The organism is Streptomyces sp. XY431 (assembly GCF_001279805.1).
In the GTDB taxonomy this organism is placed as follows: Bacteria; Actinomycetota; Actinomycetes; order Streptomycetales; family Streptomycetaceae; genus Kitasatospora; species Kitasatospora purpeofusca.
Window position 1 is genome coordinate 1 of the sequence record NZ_LGDO01000251.1, and the last position, 1,498, is coordinate 1,498.

A 1,498-nucleotide genomic window follows, 5' to 3' on the forward strand; every position below is an offset into this window, starting at 1 on the left:
CCTCGGGGTGGTGCGGAGGGGCGGAGGGGGAGGGGCGGAGGGGCGGAGGCAGAGGCGGAGGCGGAGGCGGAGGGAATGGGGCAGGGGTGGAGGGGGCGTGGTCGCGCTTCCCGGTGCCGGGGGCGTGCCGAGAAATTTCGCCGGTGGTCGTTTCGCCTCCGGGTCCGCCGTGTTGCGCCCGCGGTACGCCTCGCTCACACCCGGAACCGTCCGAGGTGCGGCTTCGGACATCCGCCGTAACGGGAGCGGCTGTTTCGCTAACCCCGGGGAGACGGACGGGCAATCAGCCCGTAACGAGCGGCCCGCACCCTTTCGGCCATGGCAACAACCACCCTCACCGGACCGCGCCCCACCCCGCGGCCCGGGCCCCTCACCGGCTTCACCATCGGGGTGACCGCCGCCCGCCGCCGCGACGAGCTGACCGCGCTGCTCACCCGGCGCGGCGCCCAGGTCGTCGAAGCGCCGGTGCTGCGGATCATGCCGCTCGCCGACGACCTCGCGCTGCGCCGGGCGACGGAGTCCTGCCTGACCGCGCCGCTCGACTACGTGGTCGCCACCACCGGCGTCGGCTGGCGCGGCTGGATGAGCGCCGCCGAGGGCTGGGGCCGGGGTGCCGCCCTCGCCGACGCGTGCCGGCGGGCCGTCGTCCTCACCCGGGGCCCCAAGGCCACCGGCGCCGTCCGGGCCAGCGGCCTCGGCGAGGGCTTCTCCCCCGGCTCCGAGGCCACCGACGAACTGCTGACCTGGCTGCTCGCCCGCCCGCTGACCGGCCGACGGATCGCCGTCCAGGAGCACGGGGTGCGGCTCGACGGCTTCGCAGCCGCGCTGCGCGAACGCGGCGCCGAGGTGATCTCCGTCCCGGTCTACCGCTGGGCCCCGCCGGACGACCCGGCCCCGGTGCGGCGGCTGGTCGAACAGACCGTCCGCCGCCAGGTCCACGCCCTCGCCTTCACCAGCGCCCCCGCGGTCAGCGCGTTCGTCGAGACGGCCGCCGCCGACGGCCTGCGCGACGCGCTGCTGGACGCACTGCGCGGGGACGTCCTGCCGGTCTGCGTCGGCGCGCTCTGCGCCCGGCCGTTCGCCGACCTCGGCCTGCCCGCGGAGTTCCCCGAGCGCGGCCGGCTGGGCTCACTGGTCCGGCTGCTCGCGGAGACCCTGCCGAGCCGGGGCCGCCGCGAACTCGACCTGGGGAGCACCCGGTTGACCCTCCAGGGGAACGCCGCCCTGGTCGACGGGGAGAGCCGTCTGCTCAGCCCGCGCGGCGCCGCCGTACTGCGCGCGCTCGCCGAACGCCCCGGGCATGTGCTCAGCCGGGCCGACCTGCTGCGCACGGCCTGGCCGGACGCGGCCGCCGACGAGCACGCCGTCGAGGCGGCGGTCGGGCGGCTGCGGGCGGCGCTCGGGCCGCACGGGAAGCTGATCCGCACCGTACCCAAGCGCGGCTACCGGCTGGCGGCGGCCTGATGGGGGCGGGGCCGACGGGGGAAGGGCTCGCGGG

General features: G+C 77.5%; 1 protein-coding gene. It reads left to right on the plus strand.

Annotated features, from left to right (window positions below):
* Nucleotides 1–318: 318 nt before the first annotated feature.
* Nucleotides 319–1,464, plus strand: a complete 1,146-nt coding sequence (locus ADK60_RS22575) for a uroporphyrinogen-III synthase (protein WP_053648460.1) — start codon at nucleotides 319–321, stop codon at nucleotides 1,462–1,464.
* The last annotated feature ends 34 nt before the right edge of the window (nucleotides 1,465–1,498 follow it).